We start from the raw sequence: 16324 nt of genomic DNA, 5'->3' as shown, positions 1-16324 counted from the left end.
CAAAGACGAGGTCAAGGGGAGCGGAGAGACGAAGGGGGAGTGCCGGGGGCGTAGGGACCGGCCGTCCGGGGTGCCCGGGGGCAGACCGCCCCGGTGCTCTTTTCCGGCCACCGCACGCGGCGGCCGTCACCTCCGGGCGCTCCGCGAAGGGGTGCCCCACGGGTCGTGGACGGGGCGCCGGGCAGGACCGGGACCCGGCGGGCCCCGGCGGCCCCGCTGTTCCGGCAGGCGGACCCGTTGCGCCGGACCGCACGGCCGTGACCGTGACCTTCCCGGCCTCCCATGGTCCACCGCACGGCCGTGCGATAGATTCGGCCTCCCGGTGGCACCTCTTCCCACCCCCTTTTCATCCACGTGGAGACAGGCTTCTCAATGAGCGACATCATCAACGGACTCGGCCGCACCAGCGCGTTCGGTGCCCTCGGTCTGGTCCTGCTGATCCTCGGCATCGTCCTGGTGGACGTGCTGACGCCCGGGAAGCTCCCCAAGCAGATCTGGGAGGAGCGCAACCGCAACGCGGCCGTCCTGCTGAGCTCCGCGCTCCTCGGCATCGGCGGCATCGTCTTCACCTCGATCTGGACGACGTACGAGGACTTCGGCAAGGGCCTGCTCTCCACGGCCGCCTTCGGCCTGCTCGGCCTGGTCATGATGGCGGTGGCCTTCCTCGTCCTGGACCTGGTGACCCCGGGCAAGCTCGGCGCCATCGTGGTCGACCCGCAGCCGCACCCGGCGGTCTGGGTCTCGGCCGCCTGCAACCTCGCCGTCGCCGCGATCGTCGCCGCCTCGATCGCCTGACGCGAAGAGCCCGCCGCGGAGCACCCCTTCGCACCGCGGGCACCGCACCACGGCGGAAGCGCCGCCCCCTTCGGGGAGCGGCGCTTCCGCCGTGTCCGGGGGTTGGCGTCCGTCCGCCGCCGCCCTCCCCTCAGGCGAGACCCAGCGCGAACACCGCGAACCCGGCCGCCAGGAGACCCGTCACCGCCCGCCGCAGCGTCGTGGCCCCGTGCCACGGCTCCTCGAACCGCCGCGCGTACCGGGCGAGACACACCAGCACCACCGCGAAGAGCGGCATCCACATCAGCCGCGCCGCGATCCACCCCAGACCGTCCGGCGCCGTCGTCAGCCCCGCCACCTCACCCACGAACGAGCCGGGGACCGCCGCCGCCAGCATCGCCGTCTGGTGCCAGCACAGGATCGTCATCGCGCACAGGTTGATCACGACCACCGGGGCCCACAGCGCGGGCCGTGCCAGCAGCCGTGCCAGCCGGTCCCGCAGCAGGATCGCCGCACCCGACTGCGCCGCGGCCAGCGCCGGCACCAGCAGCGAGGGCGGATGCGAGTTGGTCCGGGCCTCGCCCGGCACGCCCACCATCGACGCCGGGTAGTCGAAGACGACCAGCAGCACCGCGAACAGCGCCGTCCCCCCGGCCAGCAGCAGCCACGCCCCGCGCCCGCCGATCCGCCGCTCCCCCCAGGCCACGCCGAGCTGGTACGCGAACAGCCAGCCCGGCAGGACGTTCAGCAGCGCCAGCCAGGACGGCACGGAATCCGCGAACGGCCCGTAACGCAGCAGGTCCACCACGGCGACCGCGACGAGCAGCGGAGCCGCCGCCCAGCCGCCGAGCCGGCGCGCGGCCCGGACGCAGTACGGGGTCAGCGCGGTCACCACCACGTACACCCCGACGAACCACAGCGGCTGGACCACCAGCGTCGCCCCGGTCCGCAAGGTCACCTCCGGCACCCCGGCCGCGTACAGCAGTGGCGCGGCCACCGCCCACACCGCCGTCACCCCCAGCACCGGCCGCCCCAGCCGCACGATCCGGCCCTTGAGCCACGCCCCGGCCGAGCCGGTGCGCCGCCGGTAGGAGAGGACCGAGGCGTAACCGCCGACCAGGAAGAAGACGCCGAGCATCTGCAGTACCCAGCCGGCCGGGGCGAGCCAGCCGAGTGCGGACAGCGGGCTGGCGTTGCGCAGGCCGCCGCCGGGGTCGAGGGTGAAGCCGCCGAGCAGCCAGTGCCCGGTCGGCACGGCCAGCAGGGCCAGGGCGCGCAGCCCGTCCACGGCCCGGTCGCGGTGGGCGGGGGTCCGCCGGTCGATCCGTCCGGCGGTGTCCTTCCACCGTTGCACGACCCGCGCGGCGCTCATCGGAGCCCTCCCGTCGCGATCGCCGCGAAAGCCGCCAGGGAACGGGTACCGGGCGCGAAGTAGCCGGTGTGGCCCCGGACGTCGGAGGCGGGCACCCGGCGGGCGCCGAAGGCCGCGGAGACCGGGTCCGCGCCGTGGCCGATCCCGGCGAACTCGACGTTCGGGATGTCGGCGATCCAGTCGGAGGGACCCCGGGCCGCCCAGACCCGGGCGCCGGTCCGCAGCTTCGCCGCGGTGGCGGCGCGCATCCCGGGGGAGGCGACGGCCACGAGGTCGGTGGCGTCCGTGTGCCGGGCCGCCAGCCCGCAGACCACCGAGCCGTAGCTGTGGCAGAACAGCGCCGGGTCGGCGGTGCCCGCCGCGTCGAGCCCCGCCGTGAACCGGGCCAGACGGACCGCACCGGCCTCGGCCAGCCGCCCGCCCGCCGCGTCGGGGCCGACCCCGACCGGAGTGGTGTAGCCGGTCCAGGCGATCACCGCGGTGGCCCCGCCGGCCGCCTCCCGCAGCGCCCGCGCCATCCCGGCCGGGCCGGTGCCCACCGCGCGCGGCCGGTCGTGGGTGGCGGCGTCGTTGTCCGCCCCCGGCACGACCACCGCGAGGTGCTCCGCGCGCTCCGCGTCCCCGAACACCTCGGCGACCTGGCCCCGCCCGCGCGGGTCGAAGGCGAGGATCTGCCGGTCCGGCGCGGCCAGCGAGGCGTACCGGGCCTCCCCCGTGGAGCGGACGGCGACCCGGTTGGCCTCGTACCGCAGCGGGAGCGGGGCCCCGTCCAGATTGCCCACCACCAGCGGGTGGCGCCGCAGGAGTTCCTTCCGCGCGCCCTCGTCCAGCCCGGCGAAGAACCGGGCCACCTCGCCCGCCGGCGCCCGCTCCGGATCGGGCAGCGCACGGCCCGGGAGCGTGTCGGCCCGCCAGGCGTCGCTGCCCGGCGGCGGCCCGGTGACCGCCCGCCGCCCCGCGCCCGGAGCCCCACCCGCGGTCCCCGCGCCGACGGCCACCGCCAGCACGGCCGTGACCAGCGTCTTTCCGAAGCGGCGCATGCCCCTTCTCCTCTCCTCGTGACGAGGAGGAAGGTACGAAGGAGGTACCCGATCGCACGTCGCACCAGGGAGCCAAACCCGCTGTCATACCCCGGTAGGGGGTGGAGGAGACGGGAGGGCCGCAGGCGGTGCAGGAGACGGAGCCGGTCAGGCAGGCCGGGTGGTCAGGGGGAGTCGCCCGGGCGGACCAGGCCCGCCTCGTAGGCGAAGATCACGGCCTGGGCCCGGTCCCGCAGGTCCAGTTTGCCCAGCACCCGCCCGATGTGCGTCTTCACCGTCTGTTCCGCCAGCACCAGCTGCCCGGCGATCTCCTGGTTCGACAGCCCGCGCGCGATGAGTTCCAGCACCTCCGTCTCCCGCGGGGTCAGACCGTTCAGCCGCAGCGCCGGGTCCCGGCGCGGCGCCCGCCGCTGCTGGACGAAGTCGGCGATCAGCCGCCGGGTCACCGAGGGCGCGAGCAGCGCCTCGCCCGAGGCGACGACCCGGACCGCCGCGATCAGGTCGGCCGGTGGTGCGTCCTTGAGCAGGAACCCGGAGGCGCCCGCGCGCAGCGCCTCGTACACGTAGTCGTCTATGTCGAAGGTCGTCAGCATCAGGACCTTCGGCCGGTGCGTCACCCCGGGCGGCGGGTCGAGGATCTCGCGGGCCGCCGTGAGCCCGTCCATCTCCGGCATCCGCACGTCCATCAGCACCACGTCGGGGTGGACGGTGCGCGAGACCCGCACCCCCTCGCGCCCGTCCGGGGCCTCGCCCACCACGTCGATGTCGGCCTGCGCCGACAACAGCGCGGCGAACCCCGCCCGCACCATGGCCTGGTCGTCGACGATGATCACGCGGATGGTCAACTGTCGTCCTCGGTGAGCTGGTCCAGCGGGAGGCGGGCGGCGACCCGGAAGCCGCCGTCGGGCAGCGGACCGGTGTCCAGCGTCCCGCCCGTCAACCGTACGCGCTCGCGCATCCCCACCAGCCCGTGCCCCGTCCCCGAGCTCTCCAGCGCCACCACGGCGTCCCGCGCCGGGCCGTTGACCACGAGGACGAGGACCTCCCCGGCGTCGCAGGAGACCGAGACCCGGGTCCGCGCGCCCGGGGCGTGCCGGACCACGTTGGCGAGCGCCTCCTGCACGATCCGGTACGCGGAGAGGTCCACCGCGGGCGGCGCCGCCCCGGCCGCCCCGGCGGCGAGCGACAGCTCCACCGGCTGCCCGGCCCGTACGGTCGCCTCCACCAGCTGCTGGAGCCGGCCGATCCCGGGCTGCGGGGCCCGCTCCCCGCCGCCCGCGCCGTCCGCCCCGTCACCGCGCAGGACCGTCAGCAGCCGCCGCATCTCGCCCAGCGACTCGCGCGCACTGGCCGCGATCGCCGCGAACTCCTCCCGCACGGGCGGTTCCATGCCGGGCAGCCGGTACGGTGCGGAATCGGCCTGCACGGTGATCACCGACATGTGGTGGGCCACCACGTCGTGCAGCTCCCGCGCGATCCGCGCCCGTTCCTCCAGCAGCGTGCGCCGGGACCGCTCGGCCTCGCTGATGCTCTCCTGCTCGGCGATCCGCTGCTGGGCGTCGCCCAGCCCGCGCAGGGCCCCCGTCAGCGCCAGTACCACACCGCTCAGGACGAGGAGCAGGGCCGCCGTGTCATTGGCCCCGTCGGGCCGGGAGAAGGCCAGCACACCCCCCACCACCCCGGTCGCCAGCCACACCCCGACCAGGACCCGTATCGACCCCCGCAGCCCCAGGCAGACCATCAGCACCAGATAGCCGACGATGGTCATCGGCGGCCACGGCCAGCTCTGCCCGGCGACCTGCCCGGCGTCGGTGAGCAGCGCCGCCGCGGCCGTGTCCGCGAACAGGACCAGGGCCCACGCGGGCAGCGGCCGGGTCACGGCCAGCAGCAGCGGCACGGTCTGGGCCACGCCCAGCGCACCCGCCCAGCCACCGCCCATCCGGTAGTCGTTGGCCAGCACCGCGATCGTCACGGGCAGCAGCGACAGGACGAAGCAGGCGGCGACGGCGAAGGGCAGCAGCCGCTGCCAGCGCCGGGGCGCCCGCGCGAACAGCGGCTCGGCCGCGCGGGCGGGCGTACGGAGCACCACGGCGAGCTGCGCCAGCGCCCCGGGCACGCGGGCCCCGGAACCGGCGGAAGCCGCGGCGCGGGCGGGCGTACGGTGACGGACTCTCTTCCACATGACCGGCCAGCCTAAGCGCATGCCCCGCTGATCCCCCTGAACCCCGCTGCTCCCCTGCTCCCCGGCGGGCCCGGAGGCGTGATCCGGTGGCCGTCCGTTCGTTCCCCCGGCGGGCCCGGCTCGTTGACCCGGCATGGAGCTGCCGACCATCGCGGCGCCGGGCGTCGGGGAACGGGCCGACGCCATGGCCGATGCCGCCTGCCACCTCTACGACGCCGTCGTCCTGCGGGGCCGGGACGGGCCCGGCGGGTGGAGCCGGGGCGCCGCCGAGGACGCCGCCGAGGCCATCGAGACCACCGCGCACGCCCTCGCCCACCTCGGCCCGCACGCCGGGGCCGTCCTCGGGCCCGTCCACACGGCCCTCGCCGAGCTGCGCCGCCGGTCCGGCCTGGCCGCCGCCGACCCGCTGACCGCCGACGGGGTCCCGGCCACCCCGCGCACGGTCGGCAACCCGCGCCGGACCCGGTGGGCCCGCGCCCTCACTCCGCCGAGGCAGCCGCCTTCTCGTACAGCTCCCTGACCTCCGTGCCGAAGTAGGAGCTGTACGAGGTGTCGGGGGTGTCCCCGCCGGTCTTCCAGCCGCCGATGACGCCCACCACGTCACCGGTCCCGGTGCGCTCGTCGAAGTGGGTCAGGAACGGGCCGCCGCTGGTCCCGCCCGGATAGCCGGTGCAGTCGATGCGCAGGAACGTCCCCGGGATGCCCGGGTCGGCGCTGGTGAACCGGGTGGTCCGGTTCACGCACAGGCGCGGGCGCGCGGCGGTGGCCGGGTAGCCGATCAGCGAGACCCGCTCGTGCGCGTAACCGGCCCCGGTGACCAGCCGGTTCCCGCCGACCACGTCCTCCACCGGGAAGCCGCCGGTATCCGGTCCGACCTGCGCGAAGGCCACGTCGAAGGCGGCGCCCCGGTCGGCGCCCCGGGAGCGGTAGCGCGGGTCGATCCACACCTTCGAACGCCCGTCGCTCCCCCGCAGGACCGGGAACATGCCGTACGGCTGCGGGTTCTCGATCGTGTACCGCGGGACGAAGGCCACCTGGCGGGTGTCCGTGCCCAGCAGGCAGTGCGCGGCGCTGAGCACCAGGTCGCGACCGGGGGAGGAGACCACGCTCGCGGTGCAGAAGTACGCCCCGTCGTCCTTCATGACGAACATCCGGCCGACGACCGGGAGGCCGTCGAAGTCCTCCCCGGTGCCCGGCCCGGCGGTGGTCTCCCTGGCCGTCGCGGGGACCGTCCCGGCGCCCGGCCAGGGAGTGGCGGGGCCGGCGGGGCGGGCGGAGGCCATCCGCCCGGCCGTCCAGAAGGACCGGGCCTCCCGCGCGGACCAGTGGGTGGCGGCGGCACGGGCCGTCTCCCCCGACCCGGCGGCCGGCAGCGGTCCGCCGGGCAGCAGCAGGGCGGCCGTCGCCGCCGTCACCGTCAACGTGCGTCGCATGTCGTGCTCCTGTTCGTCGCGGCCGGCCAGGCCCCGCCGTCCGGCCCGCCCGGTCCGGGGCGGGGGACGGACCGGGACTAGACGGCCTGGGGGAAACGGAAGAGCCGGTCGGGGTCGTAGGCGCGCCGGACCTCCTCCAGCCGGGGGAGGTTCGGGCCGTAGTAGGCATCGCGCCAGCCGGTGAGCTTCGGGTCGGTGTAGTTCTGGTAGGCGCGCCCGCCCGCCCAGGGGCGCAGCTCCTGCCAGAGCCCGTCGAGCCACCCCTGGTGCCGGGCCGCCTCGGCGGCCGTCGCCGAGGCGGGCCAGTACGCCAGGTACTGGGCGAGGAAGGCGCTGTCGCGGTGGACGAAGGCGGTCGCGGCGGGCGCCACCCGGTTCACCGCGCCGCCGCAGACCCCGTCGAGCTGCACCACCCCGAAGCCGCCGGGCGGAGCGGTGGCCGCGTACCGGCGCAGGGCGTCCAGCACCGCGCCGACCGCCGGGCCGGGCAGCCCCGGGCCCGGCCAGAAGTCGGAGCGGGCGGCGTAGCAGTCCCGGCCGAGCCGCCCCCGCGGGTCCCGGCCGGGCAGGGTGCCCGGCAGACGGCACCGGGCGGCGCTCAGCTCCAGGCAGCCCGCCATGGCCCGGACGGTCTCCCCGTAGCCGCGGACGACCGTCCAGCTGTCCCGGGGGTCCCCGCCGACCAGGCCGCAGAGCCGGGTCAGCTGCCGTTCCAGCTCGCCGCGCCCGTCGAGGCAGACGACCCGCACCGCCGGGGCGGGGACCGGCCCGGCGCCGACGACGAACTCGACCTGGCTCCAGAAGGGGTCCGGCAGCGCGCCCAGCCAGCGCTGCCAGCCACGGACCACCGCCGCGTCGGCGCCGTCCGGCCAGTGGAGCTCGGCGAAGGCGCAGTCGCCGACCGGGTGGGCGCGCAGGCGCAGCTCGGTGACCACCCCGAAGTTGCCGCCCCCGCCGCCGCGCAGGGCCCAGTACAGGCCGGGGTCCGCCCCCCGGTGGCCCTCGCCGGTCTCGCGGACGGCCCCGTCGGGGGTCACGACCCGGGCGCCGGTCAGCCGGTCCGCGGTGGTGCCGTGGGCCCGGGAGGCCAGGCCCAGGCCGCCGCCGAGGGTGAGCCCGGCGATGCCCACCGAGGGGCAGAGCCCGGCCGGGAGGCCGAGCCCCCGGGCGGCGAGGGCGGCGTGCACGTCCGCGAGCCGGGCTCCGGCGCCGACCCGCACCGCCGTCCCCTCGACGTCCACCCCGGCCATGGCCCCGGTGTCGACGACGAGGCCGCCGGACCGGGTGGACCAGCCGGCGTAGCTGTGCCCGCCGCCGCGCGGGACCACCGGTACGGCGTGGCGCCGGGCGAAGTCCAGGCAGACGGCCACGTCCCCGGCGTGCGCGGGATAGGCCACCGCGCCCGGCGCCACGGTGTCGTAGCGGGGCTGGAACAGCTGCCGGGCCTGCGGGTAGTCCCGGTCGCCGGGGAGCACCACCCGCCCGTCCAGGCCCCGGGCGAGCGCGCCGAAGTCCGGGCCGCGCCGGGCCCCGGCCGCCCCGGTGGCGGCCACGACGGCGGCGGCCGCGCTTCCCAGGACCCGGCGGCGGTGGAGGTTCATCCCTCCTTCCTGCCACCGCCCGGCCCGATCGGGGCGAAGGCGGGCCCGTGCGGCCCGGACGGTCCCCCCGGACGGCGCACGGCCCGGGCGGCCCGGCCCGGACGGGCCGAACGGGCCGGGTCCGACCGCCAGGGGGCGGGCCCGGGGCGCTCAGGCCTTGCGGGCCAGCAGGAACGCCTGCGGGCAGTTCTCGGGCCCCTCGGGCTCCCGGACCAGCCGGGCCACCTCGGCGAGCCCGGCCCCCGCCAGCAGCCCCGCGACCGTCCCCGGCGGTGTCCGGTACACATCGAGATCCACCGGATGCCCGTACGCGTGCTCCAGCCGGACCCGCTCGTCGCCCGCCTTGAACGCGACCAGCAGGTACCCGCCCGGAGCCAGCACCCGGGCGAACTCCGCGAACAGCTCCGGCAGCGCCCCGGGCGGGGTGTGGACCGTGGAGTACCAGGCCAGGACCCCGCCGAGGACCCCGTCCGCCACGTCCAGCGCCGTCATCGACCCCACCTCGAACCGCAGCCCCGGATAGCTGCGCCGGGCCACCGCCACCATCGCCGGGGAGAGGTCGACACCGAAGGCCCGGACGCCGAGCCCGTCCAGATGCGCCGTCACCCGCCCCGGACCGCACCCCAGATCGGCGACCGCGCGGCCCCCGCCCGCCTGGTCGCCGCGCACGTACTCGGCGAACGCGGCCAGCAGCGAACGTTCCAGAGGCTTGCCCGCCAGTTCCGCGCCGAGCAGCCGGGCGTAGTCGACGGCGACGGCGTCGTAGGACGCCCGCACGCTGTGCAGGTACGAGGTCTCTGTCATGCCCCCGGACAGTAGCCCGCCGGGCGGCCCCGCTCACCCCCCGACAGCGGATTGGCCAGCTCCGTCCACTGATCGCCCGGAACGCCCGGACTCAGCCGCATCAGGGTGAGCGCCTTGGCCGGGAGCGGCCCGGTCAGCAGGGCCCCGGTGTCGGCGGTGGGCGGGACGCCGGCCGCCTCGGCGAGGCACTCGGCGAAGGCCCCGGCCGAGCCCGCGACGGCGCCGAGCGTCCCCGTCAGCAGCGAGCCGAACAGCTTGCGCCGCAAGGCCGGCACCTCGTCGGTGACCAGCCGGCCGGACAGCGGCGGCACCGCCAGCCCGTGGCGGGCCAGCCGGGCCGGACTGATCCGGATGTCGGCCAGATCGCGGTAGACCAGCCGCAGTGGGGCGCCGGTCGCCGAGAGCACCACGAGGAGGTTCTGCCCGTGCGCCTCCAGGGCCACCCCGAGCTCCAGGGCGCGCAGGCACACCGAGAGCGCGAGCCGGGCGAACGCGGCCCGCCACGCGGCCGACGCCGCCGGCGGGCTTCCCGCCAGCGCCGCCACCGGAACCACCCGCTCGCCCGCCCCGGCGTCCGCGTACACCTCCGGCGGCTCCCGCAGCACCGCCGCCAGGTCCGGGCTGTACGGGCTCGCCGCGCCCAGGGTCCGCGTGATGTGCAGCCGCCCGTCGAGCCGCCCGGACAGCGCCTGCGCGAAGGCGGAGACCGCCGCCGCCGTCTCCACGGAGTAGACCGAGAGGTCCCGCACCGAGGAGGTCAGCCGGGTGCTCAGCGCGGTCTTGACGTGCGCGCCGCCCGCCACGGGAGCCAGGGTGCGCAGCGCCATCAGCGGGTGCGCCGCGAAACCGGCCCGCACCCGCTCCTGCTTGAGGACGTGCGCGGCCTGCCACGGATGGACCGGGACCAACAGCCGCCCGCCGTCACGCAGTTCCTCCGGCCAGACCCCGGTGACCAGACACTCCCCGGCCGGTACGGCGACCAGCCCCAGCTCGACCACCGGCCGGTGCTCGGGCGCGTACGCCAGCTGCTCGGCCACCGAGAAACCGGGCCGGGAACGGCAGTTCGGGTGGTAGGGATGCCCGTCGACGACCCGCTGCTCCCACTCCCAGGCGGCCCCCGCCGGGGCCTGGGGCCCGGCGGGCCGCCCCGCCCGGGAGAGGGCCAGCGAGGCCGTGCTGTCGTCCAGTTCGGCGGCGAAACCCTCCCCGTGCGGCACGTCCAGCGCCGCCATGAGCCCCGCCGCCCGCCGGTGCGCCCGGCCGTCGAGCACCAGTTCCTCCACGTAGGGGGCGGTCGCGTACGGGTCCGGCCGCGGGCCCGTCAGCCGGGCGCCCCCGGCCAGCAGCAGCGTCAGGGTGCCGGCCCCTTCCTCCCGGCCCACCACCCAGGGCAGCGGCTCGCAGGACAGCCCCCGCCAGAGCCGGGTCAGCACCGCGGCCCGGGCACCGCTCAACGCGGCGGCGTACGCGGGTCCGAGCGCGGGACGCACGGCCGCCAGCTCGGTGGCGACGGCCTCTTCGGCCGGGGAGGCGGGACAACGCATGCTGGACTCCGCACATCGGGGCAGGGGCATCGGGACGTCAGGGCATCGGGGCATCGCTTCACACGATGACCGGTTCATCATCGCGGATACTGAAGATCACGGCCGGTGGTACGCCCCGTGAGCGCGGCCCGCGCTCCGGGGACCGTCCCCGGCGCACCGGATGCACCGAATGGAACCAGTGGACCTCAACGCCGCCGCCGACGCGTACGCCGCCACCCCCCTGCTGAACTGCCTGCTCCGGGAGGCCGCCGAACCCCAGGGCGCGGGCGTCCACCGGCTGCGCGGCAGCGGGCGGATGCTCCGGGTGCACGGCTCGCGCCGCCCCGTACACCCCGAACTGGGCACGCCCGACGGCTGGCGTCCGCTCAGCCACACCGAACTGGTCACCCTCACCTCCGACGAGCTGCGCCGCTACACCGGCCTCCCCAACGACGAACTCCCGGCCGAGATCGCCGACAGCCGCGCGGCACTGGCCGCGCTGCTGGCCGCCCGCGCCACGGCCACGCCCCCGGCGGACCCGTACGTCCTGTCCGAACAGTCCCTGGTGATGGGCCATCCGCACCACCCGGCCCCCAAGGCCCGGGGCGGCGCCCCGGCCGCGAGCTGGCTGCCGTACGCGCCCGAGGCCCACGCCCGCTTCCCCCTGGTCTTCCTGGGGCTGCGCGAGGACCAGACGCGCGAGGAGGGCGGCGAGGCCGCCGCCGAGGCCGTCGACGCGCTCGCCGGGGCCCTGGACGGCCCGCGCCCGCCCGCCGGGTACCGGCTGCTGCCCGCCCACCCCTGGCAGCTGGAACTCGTCGGCTCCCGGCCGCAGATCCGCGAGGCCTTCGCGGACGGGCGGCTCCTCCTCCTCGGTCCGGGCCGGCTCCCGGCCTGGCCCACCGCCTCGGTCCGGACCCTGTACGTGCCGGACCCGGCCGTGGACCGGTTCGTGAAGTTCAGCCTCGACGTCCGGATCACCAACGACGTGCGCCGGCTCTGGCGGCACGACCTGCTGGCGCTGCGCCGCGCGGACGCCGCGGTGGAGGCCGGTTTCGCCGCGCTGCGCCGGACCGGTTCCCCCGCGGCCTGGCTCGCCGACCGCGGCTACCGCACCGCCCGCTTCGCCTTCGAGGAACTCGCCGTCCTCGTCCGCGACGGCCTGCGCGCACACGTGACGCCCGGGGCCACCCCGCTGCTGGCCGCCGCCCTCGCGGAGGCGGCCCCCGGGAGCCCGCCGGCCCGCACCACCGACCCGGCCGCCTGGTGGCGGGCCTACCTGCGCCAGGTCGTGCCGCCGGTGCTGGAGCTGTTCGCCCGGCACGGCGTCGTCCTGGAGGCCCACCTCCAGAACACCCTGGTCGCCGTCGACGCGGCCGGGACGCCCGTACAGGCGCTCTTCCGCGACGCGGAGGGGGTCAAGCTGCTGCCGGAGACGGAGCGCGGGGCCGCCTGGCAGCGACTGGTCTACTGCCTGGTGGTCAACCACCTGACAGAGATCGCGGGGGCCCTCGCCGCACATCATCCGGACATCTCGTCGTTCCTGTGGCCGGCCGTCCGCGCGGAGTTCCTGCGCTACGACACCACGCGCGGCCTCCCCGAGATCGCGGAGCTCCTCGACGCCCCGTCCCTGCCGGGCAAGACCAACCTGCTGCTGCGCTGGATCCGGGCGGACGGCGCGGACGCCCGGTACCTGCCCCTGCCCAACCCGCTGCGGGGGTGACCGGGCCGGGTGGCCCTGGGCGGGGAATCAGCCATTTCGGGAGCGGTTCCCCGGGATTGTCCCACGAAGAGGTATAGACCAATGCTACGTTGGTCGGGCAGACCGCGCAGTCCTTGACCACCCGTCACAGGAGAAGCCATGTCCTCCCCTTCGCGGGGCGGCTCCGCCGCCATGCCCAAGTACCAGCGGATCGCCGCAGCGTTGCGGCACGAACTCGACCGCACCGCACGCATCAGTCCGGGCGCCAGACTGCCCTCCGAACGCAGCCTGGCCGCCCGCTACCAGGTCAACCGGCAGACCATCCGGGCCGCGCTCCAGAGCCTGCGCGACGCCGGACTCATCGTCACCGGCAGCCGCGGCACCCGGGCCGCGACACCGGGCAACCTCCTGACCGGACCGGTGGCCGGAACGGTCACGGGGACGACCGTCCCACCGGCGGCCCCGCGGGCCGCCGCCGGGACGGCCCCGGCCGTCACCCGGCCCGGGGAACCGGACCCGCCGGCGGCCCCCGCACCCGGACCGGTGCCCACCCAGAGCTGGCTGACCCTGGTCACCGTCCCGGCCCCGCTCGCCGAGGCGCTCGGCATGGACGACGAGGACCGCACCCTGGTCCACCACCAGCGCGCGTGCGGCCCGGCGGGGGAGACCCTCCAGCACGCGGTGACCTACCTCCGTCCGGGCATCGTCGCGCGGACCCCGGAACTGGCCGGCTACCGCGACCGGCCGGCCGTCCGCGAGGAGGACCTGGACCCGCTCCACCACTGGCTCGACCGGGCCGCGGTCGCCGGCCGGATCGCCGAGACCGTCACGATGACCCGCTCCACCCACCCCCCGGCCGCCCGCTCGGCGCCCGGCCTGACCGTACGACGCACCCTGCACGACGCCTCCGGCCAGCTGCTCGCCGTCACCGACCTGGCCTACCCCACCTGGGACCGGCTGACCCTCCACCGCGACCACGCGGCCGGCGGCTTCCGTGTCACCTGAAACCGTGTCACCTGAAACCGTGCCGCCCGAAGTGTCCCGCCGGGGGCGTGTCAGAAGGTGTGGACGTCCCCCGTCGTGGTGGAGGTGATGACCTCCCGGCGGCCGAGGTCACCCGGCGGGATGCCCGGGTGGTGTCCGGGCCCGCGGGAGCCGGGGGCCACCCCGAGGGCCAGCCGGGAGACGATCCGGTAGCGGTCGCCCCGGTAGACGGAGTGCACGTACTCCACGGGGCGGCCCGTGGAATCGGTGGTGAGCCGTTCGATGAGCAGGGCGGGGGAGAGCAGCGGCACGTCCAGCAGCCCCGCCTCCGCCTCGTTCACCACCGTCGGCTCGATCGACTGCCGCGCCTCGTGCACGTGCACGCCGTGCCGGTCGCGCAGGTGCGCGTAGAGGTCGCCCGCCTCCAGCTCCGCGGGTGTCAGCGCCGGCACCAGGTCGGCCGGGATGTGCAGGTGCTCGATCGCCATCGGCGCCCCGTCCACCAGCCGCAGCCGGGCGATGTAGAGCAACTGCGCGGCGGGCGAGATCCGCAGCCGCCGCCCCCTGCGGGCCCCCGCCTGGACGGTGGAGTGCTCCAGCAGCCGGCTCGACCAGTGCCCCGATGCCTGGCGGACGGCCAGGGCCGTTTCCTCGGCGGCGAGCTCCTGAGTGATCTTGGTGGGCGCGACGAACATGCCGCGCCCGTGCTCCCGCACCAGGGCCCCGGTGGCGACGAGCTCGTCCACGGCCGCGCGCAGGGTCGGACGGGACACCTCCAGGGCGGCGCACAGGGTGCGCTCGGAGGGGATCGCGTCGCCCGGCCGCCGGACGTCGATCAGGCCCAGCAGGTGCTCGCGGACCCGTTCCCGCTTGAGCACCGAGCCGGAGGAGTCCTTCTCCTGCGTCACGAGCCGCCCCTCTCCCCGCTTCTCCGTCGGCCGCCTTCCAACTGACCAGTCGCATACAACCACTTACGGGTGGCCGTCGCGAGGGTCCGGACGAAACTCCGGTGACGTACGGGGTTGACGCGCCGACCCCGCCATGTCACCTTCTAGCCACCCGGCTGACCACTTGATCAGTTGGTCAACTGGTAACCGTTCGCGGCGAGTTGCGTCCGGGACATCCACCCCGACCAGGTGAGGGACCCGACGTCATGCCCGCGCGCCGCACCGCACTCCCGCTCCTCCCCGGCCCGGCCCGGCCACTGATCCGGTCACTGGTCCGGTCACCGGCCCGGAGGTAGCCGGCGCACCCCGCACCACCCGCACCACCCCCCCCCACAGACACACGGCCACGGGCCGTCCGCGCGCGTGGCCGTGCGCGGACGGCCCGTGATCCCCCCACCCCGAGAGGAACGCACGATGCGAACCCCCAAGCGCCGGACGGCAGCCGCCCTGGCCCTCGCCCTGACCGCAGGTCTCGGCTCCGCCGCGCTGACCGCCACACCCGCCGGCGCGGCGGCCGATTCGGTCAAGGTCCAGTACCGCACCAGCGCGGGCAGCGCCTCCACCGACCAGGCCGAGCCCTGGTTCAAGGTGGTCAACAACGGCACCGGCGCCGTCGCGCTCCAGCAGGTCACGCTCCGCTACTACTTCAAGGCGGACGCCCCGACCGCCCAGTACCGCTTCGCCTGCTCCTGGGCGGTCAAGGGCTGCTCCCGGATCACCGGCACCTTCGGCACCCTGGCGACCCCCACCGCCACCGCCGACCGCTACCTGGAGATCACCTTCAAGGCCGGGGCCGGCTCCCTCGCCCCCGGCGCCGACACCGGTGACATGCAGCTGCGCTTCCACCGCACGGACTGGAAGATGCTCAACCAGGCCGACGACTACTCCTTCGGCGGCCCCCGCACCACCTACGGGGACTGGGACAAGGTCACCGCCCAGCTGGGCGCCGCCACCGTGTGGGGCACCGCACCCGGCGGCACCCGGCCCGAGCCCGGCGGCCCCACCCTCTTCGACGACTTCAACTACACCTCGCACACCGACCCGGCCCTGGCCGCGCGCGGCTGGAGCATCCGCGACTACGGCGGCGGACCGGGCGTCTACGGCGCCACCTGGGCCGCGGAGAACGTGAGCTTCGCGGCGGAGGGCGGCAACTCCGTGATGAACCTGGAGGCGTCCACGGCGGGCACGAGCGCCACCACCCGGCAGGCCCAGATCCACACCGGTGCGACGAAGTTCAAGAACGGCACCTACGCGGCCCGCGTCAACTTCTCCGACGCCCCGAGGTCCGGCCCGGACGGGGACCACGTCGTCCAGACCTTCTTCACCATCAACGACCTCACGGCCCCGATGGCCGACGACTACGCCGAGTACGACTTCGAGTACCTCCCCAACGGCGGCTGGGGCGAGACCTCGAACATCTTCTTCGCCACCTCGTGGGAGACCTACCGCCCCGACCCGTGGGAGACCGTCAACCAGCACACCGTGGCGCGCAGCAGCTTCGCGGGCTGGCACGACCTCGTCCTGACCATCGACGACACCGCCCTCACCTACTACGTCGACGGCGTGCTCTTCGCCACGCACGACGCCCGCTACCTTCCCGAGCGCCCGATGATGATCAGCTTCAACCAGTGGCTGACCGACCTGAGCACCCCGCTCGGCGCGGACACCCGCGCCTACGACCAGAAGGTGGACTACGTCCTGCACGTCAAGGACCAGGTCCTCACCCCGGCCCAGGTGAGCGCCCGGATCAACGCCTACCGCGGCGCCGGCACCACCTTCCAGGACACCGTCCCGAACAGCTGACCCACGGCCGGCCCGGCCGGCCCGGCCGGCCCACGGACACGGCGGGGCCCCCGGGCGCGGCAGCCCCCGGGCCCCCCCCGCCGGGGCCGCGGGGGGCGGCCGCGGGGTGCCCGCGCGCCCGGGCCGGCCCCCCCCCCTGGCCGGGCGCGTCCCCCGCCG

At 76.1% G+C, this 16324-nt stretch carries 14 protein-coding genes; 5 read left to right on the top strand and 9 right to left on the bottom strand.

The genetic code is table 11. From position 1 onward, the window contains the following. The first annotated feature begins 372 nt into the window (after window positions 1-372). The gene (locus ACIA5F_RS06310) at window positions 373-795 is read left to right on the top strand and encodes a DUF350 domain-containing protein (RefSeq protein WP_399349723.1); all 423 of its coding nucleotides are present in this window, start codon (window positions 373-375) and stop codon (window positions 793-795) included. Window positions 796-925: 130 nt separating this feature from the next. Here the strand turns inward: ACIA5F_RS06310 and ACIA5F_RS06305 are convergent, their stop codons facing one another. From ACIA5F_RS06305 to ACIA5F_RS06290, 4 genes are all read right to left on the bottom strand, one after another. After that, the gene (locus ACIA5F_RS06305; RefSeq protein ID WP_399349722.1) at window positions 926-2146 is read right to left on the bottom strand and encodes an acyltransferase; all 1221 of its coding nucleotides are present in this window, start codon (window positions 2144-2146) and stop codon (window positions 926-928) included. Beyond that, complete coding sequence (locus ACIA5F_RS06300) at window positions 2143-3186, bottom strand: alpha/beta hydrolase (protein WP_399349720.1); 1044 nt, start codon at window positions 3184-3186, stop codon at window positions 2143-2145. Before ACIA5F_RS06300 ends, ACIA5F_RS06305 begins: the two co-directional genes overlap by 4 nt. Window positions 3187-3350: 164 nt before the next feature. Continuing rightward, entirely contained in the window at window positions 3351-4031 is a 681-nt protein-coding gene (locus tag ACIA5F_RS06295; protein ID WP_399349718.1) for a response regulator, read from the bottom strand. Beyond that, a complete protein-coding gene (locus ACIA5F_RS06290; protein WP_399349716.1) occupies window positions 4028-5368 on the bottom strand; it encodes a sensor histidine kinase in 1341 nt (446 codons plus the stop codon). Before ACIA5F_RS06290 ends, ACIA5F_RS06295 begins: the two co-directional genes overlap by 4 nt. Before the next feature lie 133 nt (window positions 5369-5501). Here ACIA5F_RS06290 and ACIA5F_RS06285 point away from each other — a divergent pair, with 133 nt between their 5' ends. Then, complete coding sequence (locus ACIA5F_RS06285) at window positions 5502-5888, top strand: hypothetical protein (RefSeq protein WP_399349714.1); 387 nt, start codon at window positions 5502-5504, stop codon at window positions 5886-5888. Here the strand turns inward: ACIA5F_RS06285 and ACIA5F_RS06280 are convergent. The 4 genes from ACIA5F_RS06280 to ACIA5F_RS06265 all read right to left on the bottom strand — a co-directional run bounded on the left by ACIA5F_RS06280 (window position 5848) and on the right by ACIA5F_RS06265 (window position 10750). Next, window positions 5848-6801 (bottom strand): hypothetical protein, encoded by a 954-nt coding sequence (locus ACIA5F_RS06280; RefSeq protein ID WP_399349713.1) that lies wholly within the window; start codon window positions 6799-6801, stop codon window positions 5848-5850. The two genes, ACIA5F_RS06285 and ACIA5F_RS06280, sit on opposite strands and share 41 nt — an antisense overlap. A 77-nt stretch (window positions 6802-6878) precedes the next feature. Next, window positions 6879-8402, bottom strand: coding sequence for an FAD-binding oxidoreductase (locus ACIA5F_RS06275; RefSeq protein WP_399349710.1), 1524 nt, complete (start codon window positions 8400-8402; stop codon window positions 6879-6881). A 150-nt stretch (window positions 8403-8552) separates the two neighbouring features. Next, window positions 8553-9206: a class I SAM-dependent DNA methyltransferase gene (locus ACIA5F_RS06270; protein ID WP_399349708.1), complete on the bottom strand. Its 654-nt coding sequence runs from the start codon at window positions 9204-9206 to the stop codon at window positions 8553-8555. Next, window positions 9203-10750, bottom strand: a complete 1548-nt coding sequence (locus ACIA5F_RS06265; protein ID WP_399349706.1) for an IucA/IucC family protein — start codon at window positions 10748-10750, stop codon at window positions 9203-9205. The genes ACIA5F_RS06270 and ACIA5F_RS06265 overlap by 4 nt, the downstream gene beginning before the upstream one ends. Before the next feature lie 169 nt (window positions 10751-10919). On the opposite strand from ACIA5F_RS06265, the gene ACIA5F_RS06260 reads away from it, so the two are divergent. Continuing rightward, window positions 10920-12452 (top strand): IucA/IucC family protein, encoded by a 1533-nt coding sequence (locus tag ACIA5F_RS06260; RefSeq protein ID WP_399349704.1) that lies wholly within the window; start codon window positions 10920-10922, stop codon window positions 12450-12452. Window positions 12453-12590: 138 nt separating this feature from the next. Next, the gene (locus tag ACIA5F_RS06255) at window positions 12591-13436 is read left to right on the top strand and encodes a GntR family transcriptional regulator (RefSeq protein WP_399349702.1); all 846 of its coding nucleotides are present in this window, start codon (window positions 12591-12593) and stop codon (window positions 13434-13436) included. Window positions 13437-13486: 50 nt separating this feature from the next. On the opposite strand, the gene ACIA5F_RS06250 is transcribed toward ACIA5F_RS06255, so the two are convergent. Further along, the gene (locus ACIA5F_RS06250) at window positions 13487-14323 is read right to left on the bottom strand and encodes a GntR family transcriptional regulator (protein ID WP_399349700.1); all 837 of its coding nucleotides are present in this window, start codon (window positions 14321-14323) and stop codon (window positions 13487-13489) included. Window positions 14324-14776: 453 nt separating this feature from the next. Between ACIA5F_RS06250 and ACIA5F_RS06245 the strand changes: the two genes are divergently transcribed. Then, window positions 14777-16165 carry a cellulose binding domain-containing protein gene (locus ACIA5F_RS06245; protein ID WP_399349698.1) on the top strand — a complete coding sequence of 463 codons (1389 nt, stop codon included), beginning with the start codon at window positions 14777-14779 and terminating at the stop codon, window positions 16163-16165. Window positions 16166-16324 lie beyond the last annotated feature (159 nt).

This window comes from Streptomyces sp. NPDC051567 (assembly GCF_044454165.1).
In the GTDB taxonomy this organism is placed as follows: domain Bacteria; phylum Actinomycetota; class Actinomycetes; order Streptomycetales; family Streptomycetaceae; genus Streptomyces.
This window is presented reverse-complemented; position numbering and strand designations above follow the sequence as displayed.

What these genes read in the sequence shown, in the direction of transcription:
- ACIA5F_RS06310 (WP_399349723.1), top strand. Translation starts at nt 373, where the DNA reads ATGAGCGACATCATCAACGGACTCGGCCGCACCAGCGCGTTCGGTGCC.
- ACIA5F_RS06305 (WP_399349722.1), bottom strand. Translation starts at nt 2,146, where the DNA reads ATGAGCGCCGCGCGGGTCGTGCAACGGTGGAAGGACACCGCCGGACGG.
- ACIA5F_RS06300 (WP_399349720.1), bottom strand. Translation starts at nt 3,186, where the DNA reads ATGCGCCGCTTCGGAAAGACGCTGGTCACGGCCGTGCTGGCGGTGGCC.
- ACIA5F_RS06290 (WP_399349716.1), bottom strand. Translation starts at nt 5,368, where the DNA reads ATGTGGAAGAGAGTCCGTCACCGTACGCCCGCCCGCGCCGCGGCTTCC.
- ACIA5F_RS06285 (WP_399349714.1), top strand. Translation starts at nt 5,502, where the DNA reads ATGGAGCTGCCGACCATCGCGGCGCCGGGCGTCGGGGAACGGGCCGAC.
- ACIA5F_RS06280 (WP_399349713.1), bottom strand. Translation starts at nt 6,801, where the DNA reads ATGCGACGCACGTTGACGGTGACGGCGGCGACGGCCGCCCTGCTGCTG.
- ACIA5F_RS06275 (WP_399349710.1), bottom strand. Translation starts at nt 8,402, where the DNA reads ATGAACCTCCACCGCCGCCGGGTCCTGGGAAGCGCGGCCGCCGCCGTC.
- ACIA5F_RS06270 (WP_399349708.1), bottom strand. Translation starts at nt 9,206, where the DNA reads ATGACAGAGACCTCGTACCTGCACAGCGTGCGGGCGTCCTACGACGCC.
- ACIA5F_RS06265 (WP_399349706.1), bottom strand. Translation starts at nt 10,750, where the DNA reads ATGCGTTGTCCCGCCTCCCCGGCCGAAGAGGCCGTCGCCACCGAGCTG.
- ACIA5F_RS06260 (WP_399349704.1), top strand. Translation starts at nt 10,920, where the DNA reads ATGGAACCAGTGGACCTCAACGCCGCCGCCGACGCGTACGCCGCCACC.
- ACIA5F_RS06255 (WP_399349702.1), top strand. Translation starts at nt 12,591, where the DNA reads ATGTCCTCCCCTTCGCGGGGCGGCTCCGCCGCCATGCCCAAGTACCAG.
- ACIA5F_RS06245 (WP_399349698.1), top strand. Translation starts at nt 14,777, where the DNA reads ATGCGAACCCCCAAGCGCCGGACGGCAGCCGCCCTGGCCCTCGCCCTG.